Annotated in this window: 26 protein-coding genes; 15 read left to right on the forward strand and 11 right to left on the reverse strand. The window is 70.2% G+C overall.

Going from position 1 to position 24,150, the window contains the following annotated elements; genetic code table 11:
* The first annotated feature begins 313 nt into the window (after positions 1-313).
* The gene (locus IEY55_RS19425) at positions 314-631 is read left to right on the forward strand and encodes an ArsR/SmtB family transcription factor (RefSeq protein WP_189059881.1); all 318 of its coding nucleotides are present in this window, start codon (positions 314-316) and stop codon (positions 629-631) included.
* A gap of 7 nt (positions 632-638) precedes the next feature.
* Here IEY55_RS19425 and IEY55_RS19430 read toward each other — a convergent pair whose 3' ends face one another.
* Together IEY55_RS19430 and IEY55_RS19435 are read right to left on the reverse strand one after the other, a co-directional pair.
* Positions 639-845 (reverse strand): DUF5988 family protein, encoded by a 207-nt coding sequence (locus tag IEY55_RS19430; protein WP_189059883.1) that lies wholly within the window; start codon positions 843-845, stop codon positions 639-641.
* Positions 846-901: 56 nt separating this feature from the next.
* On the reverse strand, positions 902-1,681 hold the full coding sequence (locus IEY55_RS19435; protein ID WP_189059885.1) for a Fic family protein: 780 nt from the start codon (positions 1,679-1,681) through the stop codon (positions 902-904).
* A 269-nt stretch (positions 1,682-1,950) separates the two neighbouring features.
* Between IEY55_RS19435 and acs the strand changes: the two genes are divergently transcribed.
* On the forward strand, positions 1,951-3,939 hold the full coding sequence (acs, locus tag IEY55_RS19440) for an acetate--CoA ligase (protein ID WP_189059887.1): 1,989 nt from the start codon (positions 1,951-1,953) through the stop codon (positions 3,937-3,939).
* Between the two features lie 106 nt (positions 3,940-4,045).
* On the opposite strand, the gene IEY55_RS19445 is transcribed toward acs, so the two are convergent.
* Positions 4,046-4,924, reverse strand: coding sequence for an NmrA family NAD(P)-binding protein (locus tag IEY55_RS19445; RefSeq protein WP_189059889.1), 879 nt, complete (start codon positions 4,922-4,924; stop codon positions 4,046-4,048).
* Between the two features lie 55 nt (positions 4,925-4,979).
* On the opposite strand from IEY55_RS19445, the gene IEY55_RS19450 reads away from it, so the two are divergent.
* From IEY55_RS19450 to IEY55_RS19470, 5 genes are all read left to right on the forward strand, one after another.
* The gene (locus IEY55_RS19450; protein WP_189059891.1) at positions 4,980-5,321 is read left to right on the forward strand and encodes a winged helix-turn-helix transcriptional regulator; all 342 of its coding nucleotides are present in this window, start codon (positions 4,980-4,982) and stop codon (positions 5,319-5,321) included.
* Between the two features lie 602 nt (positions 5,322-5,923).
* Positions 5,924-6,304, forward strand: a complete 381-nt coding sequence (locus tag IEY55_RS19455; RefSeq protein ID WP_189059893.1) for a hypothetical protein — start codon at positions 5,924-5,926, stop codon at positions 6,302-6,304.
* Positions 6,297-6,899: a DUF3558 domain-containing protein gene (locus tag IEY55_RS19460; RefSeq protein ID WP_189059895.1), complete on the forward strand. Its 603-nt coding sequence runs from the start codon at positions 6,297-6,299 to the stop codon at positions 6,897-6,899. The genes IEY55_RS19455 and IEY55_RS19460 overlap by 8 nt, the downstream gene beginning before the upstream one ends.
* A gap of 19 nt (positions 6,900-6,918) precedes the next feature.
* Positions 6,919-8,283: a PPE domain-containing protein gene (locus IEY55_RS19465; RefSeq protein WP_189059897.1), complete on the forward strand. Its 1,365-nt coding sequence runs from the start codon at positions 6,919-6,921 to the stop codon at positions 8,281-8,283.
* On the forward strand, positions 8,280-9,038 hold the full coding sequence (locus IEY55_RS19470) for an ESX secretion-associated protein EspG (protein ID WP_189059899.1): 759 nt from the start codon (positions 8,280-8,282) through the stop codon (positions 9,036-9,038). Before IEY55_RS19465 ends, IEY55_RS19470 begins: the two co-directional genes overlap by 4 nt.
* Here the strand turns inward: IEY55_RS19470 and IEY55_RS19475 are convergent.
* Both IEY55_RS19475 and IEY55_RS19480 read right to left on the reverse strand, forming a co-directional pair.
* Complete coding sequence (locus tag IEY55_RS19475; protein ID WP_189059901.1) at positions 9,035-9,271, reverse strand: DUF397 domain-containing protein; 237 nt, start codon at positions 9,269-9,271, stop codon at positions 9,035-9,037. The genes IEY55_RS19470 and IEY55_RS19475 overlap by 4 nt on opposite strands.
* Complete coding sequence (locus IEY55_RS19480; RefSeq protein ID WP_189059902.1) at positions 9,268-10,140, reverse strand: helix-turn-helix domain-containing protein; 873 nt, start codon at positions 10,138-10,140, stop codon at positions 9,268-9,270. Before IEY55_RS19480 ends, IEY55_RS19475 begins: the two co-directional genes overlap by 4 nt.
* Before the next feature lie 142 nt (positions 10,141-10,282).
* Between IEY55_RS19480 and IEY55_RS19485 the strand changes: the two genes are divergently transcribed.
* The gene (locus tag IEY55_RS19485; protein WP_189059904.1) at positions 10,283-10,522 is read left to right on the forward strand and encodes a hypothetical protein; all 240 of its coding nucleotides are present in this window, start codon (positions 10,283-10,285) and stop codon (positions 10,520-10,522) included.
* A gap of 47 nt (positions 10,523-10,569) precedes the next feature.
* Here IEY55_RS19485 and IEY55_RS19490 read toward each other — a convergent pair whose 3' ends face one another.
* Complete coding sequence (locus tag IEY55_RS19490; RefSeq protein WP_189059906.1) at positions 10,570-11,373, reverse strand: sulfite exporter TauE/SafE family protein; 804 nt, start codon at positions 11,371-11,373, stop codon at positions 10,570-10,572.
* Positions 11,374-11,508: 135 nt separating this feature from the next.
* Here IEY55_RS19490 and nhaA point away from each other — a divergent pair, with 135 nt between their 5' ends.
* From nhaA to IEY55_RS19505, 3 genes are read left to right on the forward strand one after another with little or no spacing between them, the layout of a single operon-like run.
* Positions 11,509-12,738, forward strand: a complete 1,230-nt coding sequence (nhaA, locus tag IEY55_RS19495) for a Na+/H+ antiporter NhaA (RefSeq protein ID WP_229686548.1) — start codon at positions 11,509-11,511, stop codon at positions 12,736-12,738.
* Positions 12,739-12,788: 50 nt separating this feature from the next.
* Positions 12,789-13,319 carry a phage holin family protein gene (locus IEY55_RS19500; protein ID WP_189059908.1) on the forward strand — a complete coding sequence of 177 codons (531 nt, stop codon included), beginning with the start codon at positions 12,789-12,791 and terminating at the stop codon, positions 13,317-13,319.
* Positions 13,320-13,342: 23 nt separating this feature from the next.
* Positions 13,343-14,269, forward strand: a complete 927-nt coding sequence (locus IEY55_RS19505) for an alpha/beta fold hydrolase (protein WP_189059962.1) — start codon at positions 13,343-13,345, stop codon at positions 14,267-14,269.
* A 179-nt stretch (positions 14,270-14,448) separates the two neighbouring features.
* On the opposite strand, the gene IEY55_RS19510 is transcribed toward IEY55_RS19505, so the two are convergent.
* From IEY55_RS19510 to nth, 4 genes are read right to left on the reverse strand one after another with little or no spacing between them, the layout of a single operon-like run.
* A complete protein-coding gene (locus IEY55_RS19510; protein ID WP_189059910.1) occupies positions 14,449-15,633 on the reverse strand; it encodes a MarP family serine protease in 1,185 nt (394 codons plus the stop codon).
* On the reverse strand, positions 15,630-16,331 hold the full coding sequence (locus tag IEY55_RS19515; protein ID WP_189059912.1) for an NUDIX hydrolase: 702 nt from the start codon (positions 16,329-16,331) through the stop codon (positions 15,630-15,632). The genes IEY55_RS19510 and IEY55_RS19515 overlap by 4 nt, the downstream gene beginning before the upstream one ends.
* Positions 16,332-16,334: 3 nt before the next feature.
* Positions 16,335-16,961: a TlpA family protein disulfide reductase gene (locus tag IEY55_RS19520; protein ID WP_229686549.1), complete on the reverse strand. Its 627-nt coding sequence runs from the start codon at positions 16,959-16,961 to the stop codon at positions 16,335-16,337.
* Positions 16,958-17,671: an endonuclease III gene (gene nth / locus IEY55_RS19525; protein ID WP_189059963.1), complete on the reverse strand. Its 714-nt coding sequence runs from the start codon at positions 17,669-17,671 to the stop codon at positions 16,958-16,960. Before nth ends, IEY55_RS19520 begins: the two co-directional genes overlap by 4 nt.
* 234 nt (positions 17,672-17,905) lie before the next feature.
* Here nth and IEY55_RS19530 point away from each other — a divergent pair, with 234 nt between their 5' ends.
* From IEY55_RS19530 to IEY55_RS19540, 3 genes are all read left to right on the forward strand, one after another.
* On the forward strand, positions 17,906-18,154 hold the full coding sequence (locus IEY55_RS19530; protein WP_189059913.1) for a hypothetical protein: 249 nt from the start codon (positions 17,906-17,908) through the stop codon (positions 18,152-18,154).
* A 136-nt stretch (positions 18,155-18,290) separates the two neighbouring features.
* Positions 18,291-18,965 carry a Crp/Fnr family transcriptional regulator gene (locus IEY55_RS19535; RefSeq protein WP_189059915.1) on the forward strand — a complete coding sequence of 225 codons (675 nt, stop codon included), beginning with the start codon at positions 18,291-18,293 and terminating at the stop codon, positions 18,963-18,965.
* Between the two features lie 883 nt (positions 18,966-19,848).
* On the forward strand, positions 19,849-21,108 hold the full coding sequence (locus tag IEY55_RS19540) for an MFS transporter (protein ID WP_189059917.1): 1,260 nt from the start codon (positions 19,849-19,851) through the stop codon (positions 21,106-21,108).
* Positions 21,109-21,398: 290 nt separating this feature from the next.
* Here the strand turns inward: IEY55_RS19540 and IEY55_RS19545 are convergent, their stop codons facing one another.
* Complete coding sequence (locus IEY55_RS19545) at positions 21,399-22,874, reverse strand: CehA/McbA family metallohydrolase (RefSeq protein WP_189059919.1); 1,476 nt, start codon at positions 22,872-22,874, stop codon at positions 21,399-21,401.
* 162 nt (positions 22,875-23,036) lie between these two features.
* Between IEY55_RS19545 and dnaN the strand changes: the two genes are divergently transcribed.
* Positions 23,037-24,146, forward strand: a complete 1,110-nt coding sequence (dnaN, locus tag IEY55_RS19550) for a DNA polymerase III subunit beta (RefSeq protein WP_189059921.1) — start codon at positions 23,037-23,039, stop codon at positions 24,144-24,146.
* Positions 24,147-24,150: the final 4 nt, after the last annotated feature.

Genomic DNA, 24,150 nt, shown 5'->3' on the forward strand with positions numbered 1-24,150 from the left:
CACACGAGCCTGGACAGCTCCGGTCGCTGCCGGCGGAAACCTGGTGCAGCCATCGGAGCTGGCTCGGCGAACCTGTTGGGGGCGCTGGGCGCTCTCTCGCGACGGCAGTGTCCACGCGGCCCCACCCAGCTGGGAGTCGATTGAGATCCCGGCGCCCCGGAGAGCATTCAAATACCTCTATTGGGTGAGTGATGGCGACTCCCCGAATGGGGGTTAGCATGACAATGCGCAAGTTCGGCGCGGTGTTCTTCGCTGCCGCGGAGAGCAATTCGACTGTTGTCAAATCCTTGACGCGCGAAGCAAGGTTGCGCGCGTGGAACGGACCTTGCCGCAGCCGAAGCCAGAGGACCTCGACCTGGTGTCGGTGCTCAACGCGCTGGCCGACCCGGTGCGGCTGCGGCTGGTGGGGCGGATGGCCCATGGCGAGCCCTGTGGCTGCGGGCCGGCGGAGAACGGGGTGGACGTGAGCGCCTCGACCCTCTCCCACCACTGGCGGGTGCTGCGGGAAGCCGGGGTCACGCGCACGTTGGTCTCCGGCCGCCGCCGCTGGGTGGAGCTGCGGCGGGAGGACCTCGACGCGCGTTTCCCCGGCCTGATCGACGCGGTGGTCACGGCGGCGGGCCGCCGCTGACCGCGGCCTACTCGGCGACCTCGGTGCGCTCGAACCACTCGTACACCGGCAGTCGCCCCTCCGAGGTGTCCTCGTGCCGGGGGGTCACCTTGAAGTGCTCGTAGCCCCCCTTGAACTGAATCTTCAGCTCGACACCGGGCGGGGTGATCGGCACGATCCGCTCCGGCAGGTCCTCCGGACCGCCTTCCAGGACCGCCTTGACCGCGTTGCTCATGGCATGAACAGTCCCGCCCCGGCAGGGTGATCAGCAATTACCCGGTGCGGTGACCGTCACACCCGGACGGAGTCAGCGATGGACCGCGCCTCCCGGGCCCCGGTCTCCATCGCCTTCCCGCAGTACCGCAACCACCCGGCCACGCCCTCGGGGTCGCCGGCGGCGAACCCGGCCGCGGCCGACCGGTACTCGTCCGGGCGACGCAGGTACTCCACCTCGGGGACGGCGAGGCCCTTCGGGTCCAGCCCGGAGGAGATGGCGGCGAGCCGGGCCGCGGCCCGGGCCACCACGCCGTCGGCGGTGCCGAAGGGGGTGAGGGACAGCAACTCCCCGTGCACGACGGCGGCCACCACGAGCCCCGGTGCGCTGGTCCCACCGGCCACCACCTGGGCGAGCAGGTTCAGCCGGGCGGCGATCTCCTCGCCCGGCCGGGGCCGGCCCAGCTCGTCGGCGTGGCCGGCGGGCACCAGGTCGGCGGCGGCCAGGACGTGCATGCGCGCCAGCGCCTGCAGCGGCGCACGCTCCCAGGTGGTGAGCAGGTGCCCGATGGACTCGGCCACCCGCAGCGCGCCGGCCAGCACGGGGTCGGTCACCTCCCCGCCGGGCGGGATGTCCACGGCACCGCCGTCGAGGGCGGCCGACGCGCGGGCCGCGCGCACCGACGCCTCGGCGGCGGTGGTCGGCCATCCGCGCCGGTTGGTGGGGTGCTTGTGGACCTCGGCCACGGCATCCCGGGCGGCCGCGACGGCCTCGCGTACTCCGGGTAGGTCGAGCAGGGGCGCCAGCGGATCTCCAGCCACCGCGTTCACGCCGGCGCACAGTACCGGTTGCGCCATGGCCCACGGCGATCGGTCCACCACCGCGGTTCGCCCGAATGCCGCCTGGTTCGGTGGTTGTGGGTGGGCTTCTGTGGCGCCGGGTGGCCGGAGGCGGGTGGCAAGGCGACGGTCGAGCGGAACAACTTCACCCGTTAGGAGGAAGACCCGGGCAAAACGCCCAAAATTGGTCTGAACCTTTTGCGGAATCCCCTGTTGGAGCAGGTCGCGGCGCACTAGTTTGGGCCAGGTCACACCCGTGGAGACGAAAGGCAGGGAGGTCTGCCGCGATGACCCCAGGCAGCGGTGCGTCGGGAGAGGGCGCGACCTTGGACAACCTCCTGGTGGAGGAGCGCGCGTTCGCCCCCACCGAGGAGTTCGCCGCGCAGGCCAACGCCACCGCGGCGCTCTATGCGGAGGCGGCCGCCGACCGGGAGGCGTTCTGGGCGAAGCAGGCCGAGCGGCTGCACTGGGAGACCCGGTGGAGCCAGGTCCTGGACTGGACGAAGGCGCCGTTCGCCCGCTGGTTCGTCGACGGGCGGCTGAACGTGGCCTACAACTGCGTCGACCGGCACGTGGAGAGCGGGCACGGGGACCAGGTCGCGATCCACTGGGAGGGCGAGCCGGGCGACACTCGCACCATCACCTACGCCGACCTCAAGCGGGAGGTCAGCAAGGCGGCCAACGCCCTGGCCGCACTCGGGCTGCGCGCCGGCGACCGGGTCGCCATCTACATGCCGATGGTGCCCGAGGCGATCGTTTCGATGCTCGCCTGCGCCCGGCTCGGACTGACCCACAGCGTGGTCTTCGGCGGTTTCTCGTCGGAGGCGTTGCGCTCGCGGATCGAGGACGCCGCGGCACGGCTCGTCATCACCACGGACGGCCAGTACCGGCGCGGCAAGGCCGTGGCGCTGAAGACCGCGGTGGACGAGGCGGTGCGGCACACGCCGAGCATCGAGCACGTGCTCGTGGTGCGGCGGACCGGCACGGACGTCGACTGGAGCGACGGGCGTGACCTGTGGTGGCACGACCTGGTCGACGAGCAGTCCGAGGAGCACACGCCGGAGGCGTTCGACAGCGAGCACCCGCTGTTCATCCTCTACACCTCGGGAACGACCGGAAAGCCGAAGGGGATCCTGCACACCTCGGGCGGCTACCTCACGCAGGCCGCCTACACGCACTACAACGTCTTCGACCTCAAGCCGGACAGCGACGTCTACTGGTGCACCGCCGACATCGGCTGGGTCACCGGCCACTCCTACATCGTCTACGGACCGTTGGCGAACAGGGCGACGCAGGTGGTGTACGAGGGCACGCCGAACACGCCGCACGAGGGCCGGCACTGGGAGATCGTGCAGAAGTACAAGGTCTCCATCTACTACACCGCGCCCACCCTGATCCGCACTTTCATGAAGTGGGGCACTGACATTCCGGCGAAGTACGACCTGTCTTCGTTGCGGGTGCTGGGAAGCGTCGGTGAGCCGATCAACCCCGAGGCGTGGATGTGGTACCGCGAGCACATCGGCGCGAACCAGTGCCCGATCGTCGACACGTGGTGGCAGACCGAGACCGGCGCGATCATGATCTCGCCGCTGCCCGGTGTCACCGCGACGAAGCCGGGGTCGGCCATGGCGCCGCTGCCGGGCATCGGCGCGAAGGTGGTCGACGACAGCGGCGCCGACGTGGGCAAGGGTGGCGGCGGCTACCTGGTGCTCGACCAGCCGTGGCCGTCGATGTTGCGCGGTATCTGGGGAGACGAGCAGCGCTACCGCGACACCTACTGGTCGCGGTTCGGCGAGCAGGGCTACTACTTCGCCGGTGACGGCGCGAAGTACGACGCGGACGGCGCGATCTGGTTGCTCGGCCGGGTGGACGACGTGATGAACGTGTCCGGACACCGGATCTCGACGACCGAGGTGGAGTCGGCGTTGGTGTCCCACCCGTCCGTCGCGGAGGCGGCCGTGGTCGGTGCGAGCGATCCCACGACGGGGCAGGGGATCGTGGCGTTCGTGATCCTGCGCGGTGATGCCGGTGGGGGCGACAGCGTGGCGAAGGACCTGCGGGACCACGTGGCGCGGGAGATCGGGCCGATCGCCAAGCCACGCCAGATCATGGTGGTACCGGAACTGCCGAAGACACGGTCCGGCAAGATCATGCGCCGGCTGCTGCGCGATGTCGCGGAGAACCGGTCGCTGGGTGACGTGACAACGCTGCAGGACTCCTCGGTGATGGAGCTGATCAGCTCGGGTCTGCAGAAGGGAACATCCAACGAGGACTGAGCACGCCAGCTGACGAGGGCGCGGTGGCGCAAGAGATCGGCACCGCGCCTTCGGCCTGTTCGTGTGCGGTCCAGGATCTTGGGCACCGGCCGGAAGTCGGGTTCGGCTAGCCGGGAAGTTGCACCTGGAGTTCGGTGAGCCAGGCCGCGAGGGAGCGGGGTGCGATGCCCAGGGGCCGCGTGGGACCCGTGGCCGCCGGGAAGGTGAGGCCGGGATAGAGCGCCAGGGACTCGTAGAGGGCGCCAGTCCCGGCGGCCGCGGCCGGACCGAGCAATGGTGCGATTGACGCGGCGAACTCGGCCGGCTCGATGTAGCGATAGGTGACCGGGCGGCCGAAGTGGTTCGCGAACGCCGCGGCGAGGTCGTTCCCGGTGAGGCCGGGCACCTGCCCGATGTTGAGGCTTTCCGGTGCAGGCTCACCGGTGAGCACGGCGGTGGCAACGTCAGCGACGTCGAGATGGCTGCTCCACGCCACGGAACGTTCGACAGGAAGCGGATAGGGGAGGACCCCTTCGGTAGCGATGCACTGCAACACCGGGGGCAGCAGGAGGTTCTCCAGGAACAGTCGGGGTGCGAGCACGGTGACGGTGAGCCCGGCCGCACGAAGATCCGCAGTCAGTTCGCGCAATGCGGCGATCTTCTCGACACCGAACGGGGAGGCTGGGTCGTTGAGCATTCCTCCGCTCGTGGACACCACGATCCTGGCTGGCCGCGTGGCACGAGCGGCGGCACCGATCGCGTGGGTCCACCGTGTCCGCGCATCCGGATCGCCGGTGATGGGTAGGTGGACGAAGACGCCCTGGACACCGCGGTAGGCCGCGGTGAGCGCCTCGACATCGCCGAGATCCGCCTGAACCGGCTGCACGCCGTCCCGTGGTTCGGCGCCGCCGCGGCCGAGTGCGCGGACCTGCTGGCCGCGGGCGAGCAACGCTCGGACGACGGGGGCGCCCTGGGCGCCGCTAGCTCCGTGTACGAGGAAGGTCATGGTGCTATAGTTCCCAAAGGGAATCAGTTTCCTCAAGTGAACTGTCGGAGGGGCCATGAGTGAAGACCGTCACGTTCTGCCGGAATGCCACGTCGCGCGGTTCCTGGCCGTGCTCGAGGGCCCGTGGGCGACGTTGATCGTCCGCGAACTGCTGTCCGGGCCGAAGCGCTTCACCGAACTGCGCGCCGGGCTGCCGGGGATCAGCCCCAAGACGCTGTCCGCGCGGCTGAAGCGACTCGAAGAGACCAGGCTGGTGACGCGCACCTCCTATCCCGAGGTGCCACCGCGAGTCGAGTACGAGCTGACGCCGGCAGGTGCGCGCCTGGAACGGGTACTCGCGGCGATGGCGGAGTGGGCCGAGCGCGACCTACCACGCGAAATCCCCGTTCCTGCCTGACGGATGTGGCGGCCCAGTACCCGGGCTACGCATTGGACCGTCCAATAAGGACAAGTCGCGACGGGGCTCCACATTGACTGGTTTGCCCGCGTAGCCTGCGGAAGGAGGAAAGGAAGCGTAAGGTCCTGTCATGGGACAGCGCGAGCGCCAGCCAGGGGGGCATCAGGTGGGCACCACTCCACGGACTGTGTGCCACCGGTGCGGTGGCGAGGGCCAGATGCTGATCCAGCGCCACGCCGTGATCGGTGGGGTGGGGCGCACCGCCACGGTCTTCCAGGACTGCCCGGACTGCGACAACACGGGCAAACTCAAAGGGCTGGTTCCGCCACTCTGACGGAAAGGCCGCGGAAATCGCCGGCTGGCGGAATCGAGCCGCAAGTAGGCGGCCGACGGTGACACGGGCCGAGGACAGCACGATCGACTGGTCGTCAGGTTCGTTCGGGTATTCCACACGGTCGCTCACGGTCCTGCCCGCCGGCCGATAGTCCGTTCCGGTTGGGTATCGAATCTCCTGGGAACCGAACACCGTTGGTGACCCTCTGTTATACCGTCAGTCGCGAGCGACTCTCACGTCTTGGTCCTGACAGGGGGAGACAACACGGATGCCAGCAGTGATGCGCGACGGCGGCGGCTACCCGCCACCCGCTCCCACCAGCTCCACGGTCCGGGTCAACAAGGAGAACGTCCTCCAGGCGGCGGCAGCCTTCCAGGCTGAAGCCGACCGGATGCTGAAGCAGATCGACCTTCGCCGATCAGAGATGCGGTTCGAGCCCGCGCTCGGTGACCCCGCCAGCACGGACGTCGCCCAAGTGCTGAAACTCAAGCTGGCGAACGGCGACGAGTCCTACATCGAGCGCGCGCTTCAGTACGTCGATGAGTTGCAGAGCACCGCGCAGCAACTCACGGAGGCAGCCAAGAGCTACGGCTACACCGACGAGGACATCGCGAGCGCCCTCTCAGCCCAGGGAGACCCGCGTGCGTAGACGACTCCTTCCAATTTTTCTCGTGACGTCGAGCGCCGTTCTTGTCGCCGCCGCGTGCAGCACACCGGGAAATCCCTCAGCTAACGACCCCACGTCGGACCAGGGCACGGCGTCCACCACTGCAGATCAGTCGTTGCCGAAAAGACCGAAATCCTTCTCTGCGAAGAGCATTGACCCATGCAAGCTCCTGACTAAGGAGCAACAGCAAAGACTCGGTCTGGACCGCGAGCCCAGTATGAACACTGAGGGTACCGATAAGCACGGCAACTACGGGTGCAGCTACCTCCGAAGCAGGAGCAAGCCCTCCTTCAGCTACCTGGCCGTCCCGGTTCCCCAAGAAGGCGCCGACGAGTGGCTTAAGGGCACCCGGGCGGTCGAGGTCAAGCACGTGACGGTCGCCGGATTCGGTGCGGTCACCACCCAGCTCGGAGAAAGCGACCGCTCATGCAACACCGTCGTGGACATCGCTGACGGCGAGAGCCTGGACATTCAGTTCACCGGCGTAACAAAGGGTGCGTTTACCCACGAGCAGTTGTGCGAGAAGTCCAACGAGTTCGCCGAGCTGGCGATGCAGAACCTGATGAAGCAAGGCTGAGGGTTTCGAGGGGGATGACGTGTACCTGGACGTGGGTTACTACCGCTACCAGGGTTTCGATCTGAAGGAGAAGATCGGTTGGGCGCAGCAGGGGGCTGGCCCAACCGTTCTGGGCGAGACGGCACGTGCCGTCAACGGTCTCGGCAACGACCTGATCGAGTCCGAGGAACGCCTGAAGTCGGTACTGAGAGACCTCGGCGCCGAATGGGAGGGTTCCGCCGCTTCCTCTGCCGGTGCGGCGATGCAGCGGGCGGCGTTGTGGTCCGGGGACTCCGGGCACGTGAGCCAGACGGCCGGGACCCAGGTGTCGGCGCAGGGCGACACCGCCACGCACACCAAGAACAGCATGCCCAACGAGTCGGAGATCCCGGCGATCGACGGCTGGGACAAGTTCAAGAAAGGCATGTCGCTCGGCGGAAAGATCGGCTTCGGTCTCGACGTGCAGACCAGCTTCGACGACAAGGCAGCCGAGAAGCGGGCGCTGGACCAGAAGGTCAACGAACTGCTGCAACAGCACGAGTCGGCATCCCGATCCAACGTGCAGGCGATCGAGCCGGTGCCGGAGCCACCGAAGATCACCGTCGAGAGCGCGCCGCGGGACACGTCTCCGCCGCCCCCGGGATCGGTCAATGACTGGGGACGCGGTTCGGTCGACCCGACGGCGAACACCAACATCCAGCCGGGTGGTCACATCGAGCCACACCAGCGCGGCATCGTGGTCCCTCCCCCGTCGGGCCACGACTTTTCGGTGGACTCCCGGGGTTCACAAACCGTCGACCCGCAGAGGGTGGCGCCGCCACCGGTCACGCCGAATCCCGTTCCCACCCCGACGCCCGCCCCGGGTCCCGTTCCGCCACCTGGTCACCAGCCACCCGGCCTCATCGGCGTCCCGCCGGTCGGCGCTCCGCCAGTTGGTCCGCCCGGTAGCGGACGGGGTCCCGGCGTCCGGCCACCGAACACACCGCACGGGTTCGGGGAGCGCTTCGGTAGGGGTACCGGGACCGGTCGCGGCGGCACCACCACCGGGATGCCGGGTGGTGGTGCCCGCGGCGGCGTTCCGGGTGGCATCTCGGGCGGCGGTTACGGTCCCGGCAGTCCCAGCGGTCCCGGTGGTCCGGGAGCCGGTAATGCGCTGGGGCGCGGCGGGATGTCCGGCACGGGTGTGCCCGGCGAGGCCGTCGCGGCAGGCCGGGGTGGACCGGCCGGCGCGGGGCGGCCAGGTGCCGGTTCGCTCATGCAGCCCGCGGTTGCCGGTCGCGGTGGCAAGGGCGACGAGGACGGCGAACACACCGACAAGTACGCGAAGCACACCGACGAGCATTTCTTGGATGACATCCCCCTGGTCGCTCCCCCGGTCCTCGGCGAGCAGCCGCCGCCGCGATGAGCACACCCGCGAGCCAGTGGGCCCCGATCGCGCTGTCCACTGTGGAGTTCGAGGTCTGTTGGGAGCGGCTTCACCTCGGTGAGCCGCCGTACGTGCTGGAGGTGCCCAGCCCGGGTCGCACTCACGAGGAGCGGCAGCAGATCGTCGAGAGTGTCCTGGACGGGCTCCGCTACCGCGGCCTGGCCGACGGGCACTGGTTCCACCCGGATCTGGTGGAGCGGATGGAGCTGCTGGCCGACTGCTCCTGGGCGGTCGACGCACGGCTGATCGCGGACCGAATGATCCGGGCTCGCGGCGCCGTGGCCGGGCGACGCGGCGTGCTCGCGGTGATCGACGAAGAGACGGTCACGCTGTCCGCGCTGCCCGACCACCTGGTGCTCGGCGAGGTCGTGGCCCTAGCCGGGGATGCCCCGGTCGGCCGATCGACATCGGCCAGCGTCCGGGCGGCCACGCTGGACGCGGCGGCCGAGGTGAGCGCGGACGCGCGGTCCCTGGCGGAGAACCTGATTCGGGAAGGCGAACGCCCGGACGACGCCCGCGCCCTGGCACACATGCTGTCCGGCGTGGGGTTCCGGGGCCAGTTCTCGGTGGTCGTCGGGAACCGGCGAGGACCGTGGGTCGTGGGCTTCCACAACACCCCGGAGAGCCGGCACCTCCAGCTCCGCCGCAACGGCTGGGTGACCATCGCGCCGGTCAGCGGCCAACAGCTCGTGCGACACGTCCGGGAACTGCTCGACGCGACGCCACGCGACTAGTTCTCCTTGAGGTGATGGAGGAACCCGGCCCAGGTCCGGCGGTCGAAGGACAGGACCGGGCCGGCCGGGTTCTTCGAGTCCCGAACACCCACCCGGTCCCCGCCTAACGCGACATCGACACAGGCGTTGCTCGCGCCAGCGCTCCGGCTGCTCTTCACCCAACGCACCTCAACGCACATGTTGTTCGCCGCGCCACTACGGCTGCTCTTGAACCACCCGTTGTCTCGCTTCAACGTGGCCCCTCCTCCAGAATCTTGACCAGCAAGGACTTGCTGTCAGCCGGGCTGAGCGCCAGCTCCGTAACTCGATGGAATACCCGCTTCATGGGCTCGACATCTTCCGTCTGGTCGAAGTAGATGGCAGGTCCTGCTAGTACGGACGCGAAGCCGATGGAAGGCGCTGCCTCGAAGTCCAGGAGGAGAAACCCGCCACTCAGCGCAGGGTTGTCCAGGCTGCCTGTTGGGACAATCTGCAAGATCAGACCTTCGTTGTTCTCCATAAGTTGGATCAGGTGGATCATCTGGCCCTGCATGACCATCGGGCTTCCGAAGACGTTGTGGAGCGCGTCCTCGGTGAAGACGAAGTGCAACTGCTTGCGCGGAAGGGCCTGCAGAACCCGACGCTGCTGCTCCAGTCGGAACGAGATCCGGCGCTGGGTTTCCGCGGACGACCGCTCCCACCAGATCCCCTCACCGCCCCTGATGACCGCCTCGAGGTAGCTCGTTGACTGGATGAGACCGGGGATAAGGCCGTTCTCGTAGAAGCTGATGGAGGTGGCGTCAGCCTGGAAGTCGGCTAGGCGCCGATAGCTCTCCGGCAACTGATCCGCATACGCACGCCCTACCCTCCGACGCTTCCGCGAGACCGCCCCGAGCATCAGGAGGGTCTCCCGTTCGGAGTCGGCAACCTCGTACAGACCGAGCAAGGTGCTCAGCTCTTCGGGGCTGAGGGATCCGCGTCCGGCCTCGATGTGGCTGATGCGGCCTGGCGTCCGGCCGATCGCATCCGCGGCTTGCTGCTGGGTAACACGACGTTCATCACGCAGTCGACGCAGCACAAGACCAAGCTGACGCCGCTCAACGGTCGGCCGCCCGTGAGCCATGTTCGTACTCCTTGATCACCCGTTCCGGGAAGTGACTAATGCCACACCTTAGCCATACATTGCCACATGTACGACACATGCCAGGTCTGGCAAGTGACTCATTGTCCGCAACTAGTCACCACACGAGATCAGGAGGTCATCCGTGTTCGGAACCAGCACGGTGGAGGCGTCGACGCATGTGTCGATCTTCGAGGGAGGCACGATCGACCACTTCGTGGGCCGGGACGGCACGGTCGAGCTGAACTTCTCGGGCGGGGATGACCTCACGCTCGCGCTGAGTCGGGAGGCGTTCGAGCGGCTACTCCAAGCGTGGCCTGATCTCGTGGCGAAAGTGGAGGCCCGCAACCGGGAGTTGGACGCCCTGGAGCCGACAGAAGCCTGAGGACCAACACCAACCGAAGGTGCCAGCGAGGGGCCGTCCCGGCTGTGTCACGGCTGGGGCGGCCCCTGTTTCACCAGGCTCCGGCGACGGATCAACGTCCTCACATCTCCCCATACCGTGCGAAACGCCACAACCACCAGGAAACACCCGAAGAGGACGTCCGACAGCACCGGGTTCATGAAGACCGCGACCTGGCTGCTCGCCGCGGCGGCAAGCACGCCACCAGCGCCGATCCACAGCGCGTCGGGTAGGGATCCGTTGCCGTTGCGAAGGTTCCGCCATCCGCCCAGTACCGAGGTGGGCAGGATCACCAGCAGGGACGTGCCCTTGGCCAGCGTCGCGGGGATGTGGAACCCGAGCTGCATCGCGGGAATCATCAGTGCACCGCCGCCGATGCCGGTCAGCGCGCCGATCATCCCGACGATCACACCCGTCGGGAGCAGCAACACCAGCCGCCACCACTCGAACGTCGCCGGGCCGAGGACCTCCCCCGGGTCGAGGGCGAGCTTGGCCGCCGTGACCAGCGCGGTCACGGCGAACACCCAGCGCAACACGGCCAGGGGCACCCGGTGCAGCAGGGCCGCACCGATCCAGGCGCCGATCACCGACCCGGCGATCAGAGGTACCGCCGGCCGCAGGTCGACCTCGCCGTGTGCGGCGTAGCCGATCACGCCGACGAGGGCGAGCGGGCCGAGGGCGAGGAACGACGTGGCCACCGCCTGCCGCTGGTCGCGGCCGCACCAGGCGACGAGCGCCGGCACGATGACCAGGCCGCCGCCGATGCCGAAAAGGCCGGACAGCGCGCCGGCGACGAGCCCGACCAGGGCGAGCTTCCCGCGGTTGGTGACCACGTCAAGTACCGTAATCCCGGTCCCGTGATCACATGACGTGATGAAGTCGATCAATCGTCCGATAATGATCACCCGACGGTGGCGTTAGGATTCCGTCAGGGTGTGCCGGGAAGGCTGGTCGGCGATCGTTGCCGCATGCCCAGCGACCGTGGAGCCATCAACGTGACACGTAGCCGTCCCACGCACGCCATGAACGAGTTCGCTCGATTCCTGCGCACCGAGACCGTGGGCGGCATGGTCCTTCTCGCGGCCACGGCGGTTGCGCTGGTCTGGGCGAACTCGCCGCTGAGCGACCTCTACACGACCATCCGGGACTTCCACGTCGGCCCCGCGGCCCTGCACCTGGACCTCAGCCTGGCGGAGTGGGCGAAGAACGGCCTGCTCGCGATCTTCTTCTTCGTGGCGGGCCTGGAGCTCAAGCGCGAGCTGGTGGTCGGCGAGCTGTCCAACTTCCGCTCGGCGTTGCTACCCGTGGCCGGCGCCGCGGGCGGCATGGTGATCCCGGCCGCACTCGCACTCGCCGTGAGCTGGGGTGCGCCCGGCGCGACCACGGCGTGGGCGATCCCGGTGGCCACCGACATCGCCTTCGCGCTCGGTGTGTTGGCCATCACGGGCTCGGGAATGCCGAGCAGCGCCCGCATCTTCCTGCTCAGCCTCGCGGTCGTCGACGACCTCGGCGCGATCCTGATCATCGCGATCGTGTTCCCGGCCGGGTTCAGTCCGATCCCGTTCGTCGCCGCGATCGCGCTCTGTGTCCTTTATGCCTATCTCCAGAAGCGTCGCATCACGACGCCGTTCCTCTACGTGCCGCTGGCGCTGGGAACGTGGGTCGCGGTGGAGTTGTCCGGTGTCCACGCGACGATCGCCGGGGTCGCGCTCGGCCTGTTGACCCGCGTTCGTCGGGACCCGTACGAGAAGGAGGCGCCCGCGGTGCGCCTCGAGCACCGGTTGCAGCCCTGGTCGGCCGGGTTCGCGGTGCCGGTGTTCGCCTTCTTCGCCGCCGGGGTGCCGGTGAACGGGGAGGCGTTGCGGGAGATCGCCGTGGACCGGGTGGCGATCGCCGTCATGGTGGGCCTGGTGCTGGGCAAGCTGATCGGCATCTTCGGCACGTCGTTGGTCGCGGTGAAGCTCAAGCTCGCCAGCAAGCCGGACGACATGGCCTGGCGGGACATGGCCGCGGTGGCCATGCTCGGCGGTGTCGGCTTCACCGTGAGCCTGCTCATTGCCGAGCTGTCGCTGGCCGACGCCGCCGCCGAGCGGGCGAAGGCCGCCGTGCTGTTGGCCTCCGCGCTGGCCTCGCTGCTGGCCGCGGCCATGTTGATCCGGCGCAGCCGCGTGCATCGGGTGAACAACAACGAGGGCTAGCTGTACTGCCCCGGCGGTTCCCCCCGCCGGCAATCGACACGCATGGCACGATGACGGACGTGACCAGCGCCCAGCACCCCCAGAACGGCAGCCGGGCGGGGAGCGGGTTGCCCCCCGTCCCGTCGATTCCGCTGTCGGAGGACGCCTCGAGCATCCCGCCCAGCGAGCAGTCCATCGGCGGGTTGGTCCGGGATGCCACCACCCACCTGTCCACCCTGGTCCGCTCCGAGGTGGAGCTGGCCAAGACGGAGATCACCGCTGAGGTGAAGAAGGGGCTGCGCGGCAGCGTCTACTTCATCCTGGCGCTGACGGTGCTGGCGTTCGCCTCGTTCTTCCTGTTCTTCGCGCTCGCCGAGTTCCTGGCCGATCTGGGCCTGTACCGCTCGGCGTCGTTCGCCATCGTGTTCCTACTGATGCTGGTGGTGGCCGGTGGGCTCGGTTTCCTCGGCTACCGCAAGGTGCGCACGATCCGGGCGCCGGAGCGGACGGTGAGCACGGTGCGCGAGACGGCGGCGACATTGACCCACCGTGGTGGCTCGGACGAGCGGGCCGAGCTGTCGCCGCGCAGTTCGAGCAGCTGAGCCGGGGGCGTTCCGCCGTGCGGATGCCGCCGGACCCGGCCACGGTTCGGATCAGCGGGCCGTGGACGCACCGGGACGTGTCCGCGAACGGGATCCGGCTGCACGTGGCCGAGGCGGGCGACGGGCCGCTGGTGTTGTTGCTGCACAGCTTCCCGGAGTTCTGGTGGACGTGGCGACACCAGCTCATCGGCCTGGCCGACGCGGGTTTCCGTGCGGTCGCGGTGGATCTGCGTGGTTACGGCGACTCGGACAAGCCGCCGCGGGGCTACGACGGATGGACGCTGGCCGGTGACGTCGCAGGTTTGGTCCGTGCGCTCGGGGAACGCCGGGCTTCGCTGGTCGGTCATGGTTGGGGCGGGTTGCTCGCGTGGACGGTCGGCGCGATGCATTCCCGTGTCGTGGAAAGCGTCGCGGTGTTGAACGCGCCACATCCGTTGGCGTTGCGGCGGGCGGTGTGGCGCCATCCGCGCAGCCAGGGCAAGGCGTTCCGCCCGGTGTTCGCCGCGCAGCTTCCCCTGATGCCGGAGCGGCGGTTGACGAAGAACAGCGCCGCGGCGGTGGAGCGCATCATGCGCTCCTGGGCCGGTCCCAAGTGGACGGTGGCGCCGGAGTTCGACGAGGTGGTGCGGCGCAACCGGGAGGCCATGCTGGTGCCCGGTGTCGTGCACTGCTCGCTGGAGTACTTCCGCTGGGCCATGCGCTCGCAGCTTCGTGGCGATGGTCGGCGCTTCGCCGCGATGGTCGATCGGCGGCTGCCGGTGCCGGTGCTGCGGCTGCACGGGGCCCTGGACCCGGTGATGGTGGAGTCCACGGTACGGGAGTCGGCGATCTGGACGGGTCCGCGGTCGCGTTACGAGGTGCTCGCCGAGGTCGGCCACTTCCCGCACCAGGAGGCGCCGCACACCACCACCCGGATTCTGGCCGGGTTCCTCGGCGCCGGCCGCGGTTAGCCGCGCGTGCGTGTCCTTGCCAGAAGACAGCCCCCGCCCGACCCGGGGTGGCGCCCCGCGTCCAGCCTATCGGGTCGTTTTCGCAGGTCAAAATGCTGATCCACAGGTCGACACGGCTGTCCACAGAGGACGAGAACGGGCTTGACAGCCGATCCCGGTCCAGGTAGCTCGTCCCGCGGCTAGGCCGCGCACGAGCTGGTCGACACCTGTGTGCCCAGGCCGGGAGCGGCCGCCACCTCCTGGGCGACCTCCTTGCCGGTCAGCACGAACCCGGTCTCCTGGCTGTCCACGGCCGCGCCGAAGACCACCCCGAGCACCCGCCCCTGCGGGTCGACCAGCGGGCCGCCGGAGTTACCGCTGCGGACGTCCGCCCGCACGGTGTACACGTCGCGCTGGACGGTACGGGCCTCGTAGATGTCCGGGCCCTTGAGGGTGATCCGATCGCGGACACGGGCCGGGGTGGCCCGGTAGGGGCCATCCAGCGGGTAGCCGAGCACGATCGCGTCCTGGCCGGAAGCGGCCTCGCCCGGCGCCCAGGGCAGCGGGCGGGCCGTCAGGTTGGGCACGGCCAGGATGGCGACGTCCTTGGCCGGGTCGTAGAGCACGACCTTGGCCGGCAGCGTGCCGTTGCCGACCTCCACCGCGACCTGGCTGGTGCCGGCCACCACGTGGGCGTTGGTCATCACCCGCTCCGGGGAGATGACGAAACCGGTGCCCTCCAGGGCCCGCGAGCAGGACGGTGCCTTGCCGCGCACCTTGAGCACACTGGGCCGCACCCGCTGCACCACCGCGTTGCCCTGCAGGTGGCTGTCGGGCGGCTGCACCTCGGTGAGCGGGGTGTCGGAGAACGGGGCGAGGGCGGCCGGGAAGCCGGAGACGTCGAGCAGCTTGCGCAGGTCGTCGGGGAGCTGGCGGGCCTGCGGGGGCATCACGTTGTCGACCGTGCCGAGCACCACCGACCGCTTGAGCGCCGAGACCAGGCCGGGCAGGCCGGGAGCGTTGGTCAACGGCAGCGCGACCAGCCACGCGACCACGAACACCACCACGCCCTGCACGACAGCGCCGAGCGCGTTGTCGACACCGGCGAGCTTGCGCGAGGTGATCCGGTCGCGCAGGGACCGGCCCAACCAGACGCCGAGCGTCTCACCGAGCGCGATGAGCAGGATGAGCACGGCGACGCCGAAACCGACCCGGGTGATCGGGCTGTCGAAGTGCTCGACGACCTGGGGTGCCAGCCACAGCCCGAGCACGACGCCGCCGAGCACGCCGACGAACGCCGGCAGCGCGATGAGCACACCCTGCCGCGCGCCGGAGATGGCGGCCAGTAGCGCGAGCAGCACCACGACCAGGTCGATCCAGTTCACGTGCGTACCTCCCGGGCTCGGGTGGCCCGCCACGCTACGTCAAGATCGCGCACGTCGGTGGCGTCCCACTCCCGTTCCCAACCCCCGAGAGCAAGCAGGCCGGACAGCAGGCCGCCGGTGAAGCCCCAGACGAGCATGCCGGGCACGGCGAAGGCCGGCCCGACGTAGCCGGAGGGGTGCCGCACCCGGAACCGGTTGGCCGGGTCGGACAGGTAGCCCACGGGCACCCGCGCCACCGCCGCCGTCTCGGCGGGGTCGACCGGGGCGACCGGGCAGGGCTGCTGCCAGTGCGCCAGCACCGGGGTGACCAGGAACCCGGAGGGCGGGACGTAGAGCTCGGGGAACACGGCCACCGGCCGCACCCCGGCCGGGCGCACGCCGACCTCCTCCTCGGCCTCGCGCAACGCGCCGGCGACCGGCCCGGAGTCGGTCGGGTCGAGCGCACCGCCGGGGAAGGCGACCTGGCCCGGGTGGGCGTTGAGGCCGTCGGCGCGGCGCAGCAGCAGCACGTCGGGGCCGCTGTCCGGGCCGGCACCGTCGGCGCCGAAGAGCATGAGCACGGCCGCGCGGCGCGGGCTGTCGGTGAGCGGCGGGGACACCCTGGTCAGCGCGGACGCCTCCAGGTCGGCGGTGGACCGCACCAGGCCACGCAGCCACTCCGGCACGTCCTCCGGGTCGACCAGGGGTCCGGCTCGCATCGACTACTCGCCCTCCCGCAACGCCTTGTCGACCTCCCGCCGTACCTGGTCGGCGTCGGTGAAGACCTGTAGCGGGAGCTGGCGCACCTCGCCGCGCTCGGTCACCACGTACGAGGTGGGCAGCGCCTTGGGGCGCAGCGCCTCCTTGAGCTTCCCGTCGGGGTCGTGCACGGCGGGCAGTTCGACGCCGAGCTGGGCGAGCAGCTCGAGTCCGTCGCCGGGCGCGCTGTCCACCTGGACGGTCAGCACCGGTAGCGCACCGGGCCGGGCAGCGTAGTCGGCGAGGGCGGGCAGCTCCCGCCGGCACGGCTGGCACCAGGTCGCCCACACGTTCACGAGGGTGGCGTGGCCGGCGAGGGCCTTGCCCAGGTCGATGGTGGCGCCGTCGGACTGGCAGGTGGCGTGCAGCCCGGCCAGGTCGGCGGGTGCGGTCGCGTCGGGCTTGCCGCTCGGGCAGGGCGGCAGCCCGGCCCTGGCGCGCAGCGGTGCCAGGTCGGTGGCCCGGGGCGGCGGGCTCGGGTCCGGCTCGGCCGACTGCCCGCCGCGCGGCCACAGCGCGACCGCGGTGGCCACGACGAGCACCGCGACGACCAGCCCCCAGCGCAGGATCACGCCCGACGGTCCCTTCACCCGGCGGCTCCCCGGGTCGTGGCCGAGCCGGGCACGCCGGCCAGGGCCAGCAGGTGCGCGGTCTCCGGGCCGCGCACGAGCCTGGCCGCCTCGGCCGGGTCGGTGGGCCCGACGCCGAAGGACGGGCAGTCCCGGGCGAGGAAGCAGGCGCCGCAGGCGGGCTTGCGGGAGTGGCAGACGCGGCGGCCGTGGAAGATCACGCGGTGGGAGAGCATGGTCCACTCCTTGCGCGGGACCAGCTCGCCGACGGCGTGCTCGATCTTGACCGGGTCGGTCTCGGCGGTCCAGCCCCAACGGCGGACCAGCCGGCCGAAGTGGGTGTCGACCGTGATGCCGGGGACGTCGTAGGCGTTACCCAGGATGACGTTGGCGGTCTTGCGGCCGATGCCGGGCAGCGCGACCAGGTCGGCGAGGGTGCGCGGCACCTCGCCGCCGTGCTTGTCGACGATGGCCGCGCCCAGCGCCATGATCGCGTTGGTCTTGTTGCGGAAGAAGCCGGTCGGCCGGATCAGCTCCTCCAGCTCGGCGCGGTCGGCGCCGGCGTAGTCGGCGGCGGTGCGGTAGCGCGCGAACAGGGCGGGGGTGACCTCGTTCACCCGCTTGTCCGTGCACTGGGCGGAGAGGATCACGGCGACGGCCAGCTCGAGCGGGTTGCGGAAGTCCAGCTCGCAGTGCGCGTCGGGGTAGCCCTCGGCCAGCGAGCGGACCATGCGCCGCACGCGCCGGACCAGACCGACTCGTGTCTCCCCGGCTGCACGGCTACCTGTGCTGCGCTTTCCGGCTCGGCTGGTCGTCGGGGGCACGGGCACCAGCGTACGGGGAACAGGCGCGGGTTGGCCCGATCGTGGGTTCCGGTGGCGGTGGCGCGTTGTGATCAGTGGCACGCGGACAGTCGACCCCCGGTGGTGACGGGCGGGAGTGGATACGCAAGGATCGAGCGCACCATGGCTGCTTGGCTCGTCTTCGTCGTCCCGCTCGTGGTGATGTTGTTCGCGCTCTTCATGGAGCGCGTCGAGTCTCGCCTCCGGCACGTGGCCGTGCAGGAGGACGAGGTGGAGGAGTTGTTGGACCACGCCCGGCCGGACGAGGTGCGGGCGTTGTTCCGCTCCGGTATCGGTCGTGCCCTGGAGTTGTTCCGGCTACGCCGTCTGGGTGGCAGGAGCATTCGGCGCTCGACTCGTTCGCGCAGCTAGCACCCGGCCGTGCCGCCCGGCGGGTCCCCCGGACCGGGCTTTAGACTGCTCGGAGTGATCGGCGGCACCAGGCCGGTTCCGCATCGGGCGGGTCCGGCATGTCAGGACGGCCGCCGCGTCTCATAGGAGGGACGAGGTGGACGAGACCCTGGCCCGTGCGGGCATCTTCCAGGGCGTGGAGCCGGCGGCCGCGGAAGCGCTCGCGCAGTCGCTTGAGCCCGTGGACTTCCCGCGCGGCCACGTGATCTTCGCGGAAGGCGAGCCCGGCGACCGGCTCTACATCATCCAGAGCGGGAAGGTGAAGGTCGGGCGCAAGTCGCCGGACGGTCGGGAGAACCTGCTCGGCATCTTCGGGCCGGCCGACATGTTCGGCGAGCTCTCGATCTTCGACCCGGGCCCGCGCACCTCGACGGCGACCACGGTCACCGAGGTGCGGGCCTACTCGATGGATCGCCCCGCGCTGCGCGAGTGGATCAACAAGCGCCCGGAGATCGCGGAGCAGCTGCTGCGCGTGTTGGCCCGCCGGCTGCGGCGGACGAACACGATGATGGCGGACCTGATCTTCACCGACGTCCCCGGCCGGGTGGCCAAGGCGTTGCTGCAGCTCGCGCAGCGCTTCGGCAGCCAGGAGGCCGGCCTGCTGCGGGTCACCCACGACCTGACGCAGGAGGAGATCGCCCAGTTCGTGGGTGCGTCTCGGGAGACGGTGAACAAGGCGCTCGCCGACTTCGCGCACCGCGGCTGGCTCCGGCTGGAGGGCAAGAGCGTGCTCATCCTCGACCCGGAGCGGCTGGCCCGTCGGGCCCGCTGAGCCGGGACGGCGCAGGCGGCGCGACCGGGCACGCAGACGCGCTGGCCCACGACGCGTAGTGCGGCTGCGGACCGACAGCAGGTCGACCCGCGGGTCGACGGGACAGCCCAGGCGTACGCCCCTGGTCAGGGGCGTACGCCTGGGCTGTCGTCGTTCGCGGACAGGTAGGAACACCCGCCCGTCAAGCCGTTGACCGTTCCCTGTGGACAGCGTGACCTGCCTGTGGATAGCGGTTTGACCTGCGTTTTTGCTGATCAGTAGGCTCAGCGCGGGGCGCCGCCCCCGGGACGGGCGGGGGGTGTCTTCCGAGCGTGAGCCTGCGTTGGGCGATCCGCGCAACTACTGAACCCGCCAAGGCGACCAGCGGCGGTTGGGGGCCCGGGGCTTGCCCCGGCTGGGGTGTGGGGCTTGGCCCCCACAGAACACCGTGTGAGCGACCGGTCCGCGCTCTCTGCGGACACACCTCTCCGGAGCTGACACGAGGGACCGGGCGCCGCCCCCGACGCGGCGCTCCGGTCCCTCGTGGATGGCGTGGTCCGTCCCCCGACCGACCACGCTCCCCCGCCTCCGACGCTCTCGGCCCCGACCCGTTGGCGTCGGAGGAAGACCATGCTGAAGTTGTACGAGAAACCCTCCCGGTAGGCGTACCCCCGGTGGCGGATCCCGACACCGCCACCATGGACGCGTCCTACCGTCCACTCAAGCGTCTTCACCCAGCAGGACGCTGCTTTCTCCGGGTTCGTTGCGCCGGTTCACCCGAAAATCCCGCTTTTGTGACCCACTTGCAACATAAGTAACGCTGCGTAACCCCTCTTCCGGGGTGAGGAATGACACCCCGACAGAGAGTGGTACGCACGTACCAGACTATGCCAGTCTGGTACGCATGTCCCACTCTGCCTCGCTTGCCGACTACCGCGCCGCGCTGACCGCGCCCGGTGCGCGCGGCCCCGTGCTCGCGTCCCTGCTCGGCCGGCTTCCCGTGGCAATGGTGGGAATCTCCCTGCTGCTGTACGTCGAGCGGGCCACCGGCTCGTTCGCGGCTGCGGGTCTCGTCGCCGCCGGCACGCTGACCGGCGTCGCGATGGGCTCGGTGGCGCAGGGCCGCCTGGTGGACCGGCTCGGCCCGACCCGGGTACTCACCGCGGTCGTCGCGGTGTTCGCGCTGGTCGTGGCGGCCGAGGTGGTGGTGATCGAGACACGCGGTCCGGTATGGCTGATGGCCGCCCTGGCCTGGCTGGCCGGGCTGACCGAGCCGCTGGTGGGCTCTCCGTCGCGGGCGATGTGGTCGCGGCTGCTGCCCTCCGGCCCCGCCCGGCAGGCCGCCTACACCTACGAGGCGATCAGCATGGAGGTGTTCTTCATCCTCGGCCCGGGCATCTCCGGGTTGCTGGTCGGCTTCGGCTGGCCCGGTTGGGGCCTGGTGGTCGCCGCGGCGCTGCTGATCATCGGCGGCCTCGGTTTCGCCTTCACCCCGGCGATCCGGCGATGGCGGCCCGAGCCGGCGACGGGCCCGGCGGGTAGTCTGCTCGGCCCGCTGGCCTCCCCCGGAATGCGCACGGTGGTGCTGGCCGCGCTGGGCTTCGGGGTCATCATCGGCTTCGTCGAGGTGGCGGTGCCGGCATTCGCCCGCGACGCGGGCTACCCGAGCATCGTCGGCGGCCTGCTGCTGAGCGGCTGGTCGCTGAGCTCGGTGGCGTTCGGCGTGCTGTACGGGATGCGGCCCTGGCCCCGGCCCGTCCACCTGCGGCTGCCCGTGCTGCTCGGGGTGTTCTCGATCCTGCTCCTGCTGCCGGCGATCCCGACGTCGCTGGCCGGGCTGACGGCGGGCCTGGTCGTGGTGGGCGCGTTGATCACGCCGCAGTCCACCACCCACTCGATCTCGATCGAGCTGGTGGCGCCGCCGAGCATGGCGGCCGAGGCGTTCGGCTGGGTGCTCACGGCGGTGACGCTCGGCCTGGCCGCCGGCCAGTCGGTCAGCGGCGTGATCGTGGAGTCCCACGGCACGTCCGCGGCGTTCCTGGCCGCCGCCGGGGTCGGGCTGATCCTGGCGGCCGGGGTGTGGCTGATGCGGAACACGGTCCGTCCCGAACGGGCCACCGCCGAGCAGACCAGCCGTGCGGAACTGAGCCTGGCGGCGCACTGAGCGGAGCCTCCCGCCGGCAACCATTACGGTGTGCCCCCGAGACGCGATGCACCGACGGGAGGCTCCTTTCACCGGGCCAGGTGGTCTCCCCGGGTTGTCCTTCCCTGAGCTGGCATCCAACGAGCCGGCGTCGCTGGCTCGGCGTCCTACCCTCCACTCTCGTTCCGCCCAGGAGGACGTGTCCGATCGTGCTCCGCGGTGGGCTGCCAGCCCGCTGTTCGAGGCGAGGCGAGCCGCTGGGGAATCCACCGGTCGGACCGGGGCTGCGCGCAAGCGTCCGTTCCATCCCCTCAGCCACGGAGGAAGATCGGATTCGTCAGGGCGACCATCGTGTCCGGCGTCGTGTCGGTGGGCTCGGGCCGGCGGACCTCGGCCCGCACCCATGCGGAGTCCTTGGCCCTCGTCGTCCAACCGATGATGGTGTCGCCGGAGCGGGGAACCTCGGCCGTGTGCGTGACGCCGGCCGGCGTGAGAAGACGTGCCTGGCAACCGGGAACACCGCGAAGTTCGAGCTCTACCTCGACGGGCTGCCCCGGCCCGCAGCGGAGGTGCTCGCCGATGCCCGCTGGGCGGCGGCCACGGGCGGTTGCCCGGAGCGAGAGGTCAACCTCGGACGACTCCGCCAGCCAGGAGCGGCCTGCACGGAGCCCGGCGAGCACCGCCGGTGTGCTGAGGTCGTCGGCCAGCACCGCTGTCTGCGGCAGGCCCACGACCTGCGGCTCGCTGTGGGCGTCGCTGTTGCCGATGGCGGGCACCCAGTTGCCTTGTCGGAGCAGGTGATCCCAGGTCTGGACGGCCTTCTCGTCATCAAGCGTCCACGGGCCGTTCCAGACTTCGGTCCCGTCGACGTTGTCGTAGCCGAACTCCCAGGGACAGCCCACGTATGGGCAGTACGGGTGCGCGGCCACGACCATGCCGCCGAGGGCATGGACGTCCCCGGCGAAGCGCCGGAAGTGCTGGGGCTCGGTCGCGCGGTAACGCCAGTCGACCCAGTACCCGGGTGGTAGGCCGAGCGCGAGCCAGTGGCCGGACCGGGTGGTGACCTCCTCGCCGTCGATCACGAGCAGGTCCGGCCCGGCGTGGTCTCCCCAGACGAGCGAGGCGGTGCTGGTGTTGTGCTCGGTGGAGGCGATGAAGTCGAGCCCGGCGGCGCGGGCGGCCGCCGCGGTATCGGCCGGCCAGCGGTGGCTGTCGGAGTGCTGGGTGTGCAGGTGGCAGTCGCCGCGGTACCAGGCCCGGCCGCGGCCGCGGGCCCGTTCCGGCGCCGGGCGCGGCACGAAGGGCACCCCGGGCGGCCCGGGTCGCAACGTGATCTCCACTTCGTAGTTCATTCCCTGCGGCGCCACGGTGTAGGGACCCAGGATCACGTGCCAGATGCCGGGCTCGATGGGACCGGGTACGTAGCCGGGCGTGGCCTCACTCGCGCTGATCGTGAAGCGATCGCGGAACCCCCCGGACCAGCCGCGGAAACCAAGGCGGTTACCCAGATCCGTTCCTGCTGACGAGAAGCAGCCGATGTCGAGCGCGTTACCGGGTACGCCGGGTGGTGGTTCCGGGCGGTCGTAGCGGTAGACGACCTCGATTTCGCGGGTGCCGACGGGCACGTCGAAGGGCAGGTAGTGCCAGTCGGGGGCGCCGGGTTCGAAGCGTCCCTTGATCGTGCGAGTACCGTCCGCGTCGGCGAACGCCACCTTCGGCAGGAAGACACCGGCGAGTGCCGCTCCCCCGGCCGCGATCATCGTTCGCCGGCTCAGCTCTCCGCACATGGCAGCCTCCCCATGCTCGTGCGGACCGCATCCGCGGCATCCAGGAGCCTTGCGTTGTGCCCGGTCCCGCGGAACACCTCGACGTTACGGCCGCACGCGGATCCGCGGTAACCACTGCAGGGTGAACGGGAACTGTCGGTGTTGCCGCCTAGCGTCGGCGACATGGACGTCACCGTTCCCACCGCGGAGCTGGCGGAGACGGCTGGGAACGCCGTGCGGGTGTTGTCGGGACGCGTTGTTGACCCGGTTCTGTCGGGTTTGCTCATTTCCGCCGAGTCGGACGGGTTCGTGCTCGCGGGCACCGACCGCGAGCGGTCGTTTCACGCGCGTTGTCCCGGTGTCACACGCCGCGGGGGCCGGGTTCTGGTGCCAGGACGCCCGTTCGCCGAGACGCTTCGTGCCCTGGCGGAGCCCGAGGTTCGGCTGGCGGTGGAGGGTGCGCGGCTGGCCGTGCGCACCGCGGGCGGGCGTTTCGCCCTGCCGTTGCTGGACATCGACTTCCATCCCGGTGTCGACGAACCGCCACAGGTGGTCGGGACGGTGGCGGGATCGGTGCTCGCCGCAGCGGTGCCGCCGGTGGCGGCCGCGGCTTCCTCCGACGAGACGGTGCCGGCCTTCACCGGGATCCGGGTGCGTTCCGAGGGTGAACGGCTCGTGCTGGTCGCGACGGACCGGTACCGGCTCGCTGTCTGCTCGCTGCCGTGGGAACCACGCCGCGGCGGCCTGGACGTGCTCGTGCCGGCCGCCGTGCTCGCCGAGACCGCGCGGCAGGTCCGCGGAACCAGCCGGGTCAGCCTGCACCACACGGCAGGCGACGCCGAGCGCGTGGCGTTGACCTGGCTGGAGTCGACGGTGACCAGCGGCGTGCTCGCCAGCCCGTTCCCGGACGAGGCCAAGTTCTTCTCGGCGGAGGCGGAGTGTTCCGTGACGGTACGGGCTGACGTGCTGGCCGCTTCCGTGCGGCGCGTCGCTCCCTACGCCGGCCCGTACTCCTCGATCACCCTCGAGGTCGGGGACGGCGAAGTGTGGGTGCGAGGCTCTGATCCGTCGACCGGTGAGGCCGAGGAGCGGGTCGAAGTCGGGATCTGCGGTGAGCGCGTGTCCCGCGCGTACCGGGCGACTTACCTCGCCGAGGCGTTGAATGCGTACGGCGAGGCCACGATCCGGTTCGGAATGCGGGGCATCCGGCAAGGCAGCATCATCACGGCGGTTGATGCGCGCCCGGGAGGGATCGAGTTGCGGTACCTCGTGATGCCGCTCGTACCTCGCTGACGTA

Origin of the sequence: Longimycelium tulufanense (assembly GCF_014645795.1) — a bacterium.
GTDB lineage: Bacteria > Actinomycetota > Actinomycetes > Mycobacteriales > Pseudonocardiaceae > Longimycelium > Longimycelium tulufanense.